General features: G+C 67.7%; 1 protein-coding gene. It reads left to right on the top strand.

Going from position 1 to position 1,433, the window contains the following annotated elements:
• The first annotated feature begins 111 nt into the window (after positions 1-111).
• Positions 112-1,410, top strand: a complete 1,299-nt coding sequence (locus BLR90_RS20595) for an ISL3 family transposase (RefSeq protein WP_091027115.1) — start codon at positions 112-114, stop codon at positions 1,408-1,410.
• Positions 1,411-1,433: the final 23 nt, after the last annotated feature.

The raw sequence follows: 1,433 nt of genomic DNA, 5'->3' as shown, positions 1-1,433 counted from the left end.
GGCTCTTGTGACGGATGTGTGGGTGGGGTTGAGCAGTTGACGTAGGACACGCCGTTCTCTGGCTAGGTTTCTGAGCTGTTGAGGAACAGTTACCTGGCGAAGGAGAACGGCGTGTCTGCGCTCACCCTATGGCGACCCCTGCTCGGACTTGAAGACACCGCGATCGAGGACGTTCGAGTCGAGCCGGGTCACGGTGGCCGGGTCGTGGTCAGTGTCCGACCGATGGCGCGTCAGAAGAACCGTTGCGGTCGGTGCCGGCGTCGGTCCCGGCGCTATGACCAGGGACGTGGACGGCGGCTGTGGCGGACCCTGGACCACGGCACCAAGCCCGCTTTCCTCGAGGCCGACGCGCCCCGGGTGAAGTGCCCGGTCCACGGCGTGGTGGTCGCGCACGTGCCCTGGGCACACCACGGGTCGGGCCACACCCACGAGTTCGACCAACAGGTCGCCTGGCTCACGGTGCGGACCTCGAAGTCGGCGGTCACCGAGCTGATGCGGGTCGCGTGGCGCACCGTGGGCGCGATCGTGGCCCGGGTCTGGGCCGACCTCGACACCGGTGACCGGCTCGAGGGGTTGCGGAGGATCGGGATCGATGAGATCTCCTACAAACGCGGCTACAAGTTCCTCACCGTCGTGGTCGATCACGACACCGGCCACCTGGTCTGGGCCGGTGAGGGCCGCACCAAGGCCGTGCTGCGGCGCTTCTTCGATGACCTCGGCCCTGACCGGGCCGCCCAGCTCACCCACGTCTCGGCCGATGGGGCCGACTACATCGCCGAGGTCGTGGCCCAGCGGTGTCCGAACGCGGTGGTCTGTGCGGACCCCTTCCACGTCGTGCAGTGGGCCAACGACGCGCTGACCAAGGTCCGTCTGGAGTCCTGGCGGGCCGCCCGCAAGCTCGCGCGTCGCGATCCGCCCGCCAGGTCTGGCCCGGCCCGCAAGGCCCAGTGGCTCCCGGGACGTGACACCGCGAACGCGTTGAAGGGGGCCCGGTTCGCGCTGTGGAAGAACCCCGAGAATCTCACCGAGAAACAACACGCCAAGCTCGCCTGGGTCGCGATCGCCGATCCCCGGCTCCACACCGCCTACCTGTTCAAGGAGCGGCTCCGGCTGGTCTTCAAGATGCGACCCGAGGATGCAGCCGATTACCTCGACGAGTGGATCGACCAGGCCAGCCACAGCGACATCGCACCCATGGCAGAACTCGCCGAACGCATCACCAGACACCGCACCCGGATCCTGGCCGCGATCGAACATGACATGTCCAACGGCCCCGTCGAGTCGGTCAACACCAAGATCCGACTCCTGACCCGGATCGCGTTCGGCTACAAAAACCCCGAGGCCCTCATCGCCTTGGCCATGCTCGCCCTCGGACCCCACCGACCCGCCCTGCCCGGCCGACCCTCCTAACCCACACATGAGTCAGGGGAGCC

The organism is Nocardioides szechwanensis (assembly GCF_900103935.1).
GTDB classification, from domain to species: Bacteria; Actinomycetota; Actinomycetes; order Propionibacteriales; family Nocardioidaceae; genus Nocardioides; species Nocardioides szechwanensis.
The sequence above is the reverse complement of the archived record's forward strand: the minus strand, read 5'-3'. Positions and strand labels throughout refer to the sequence as shown.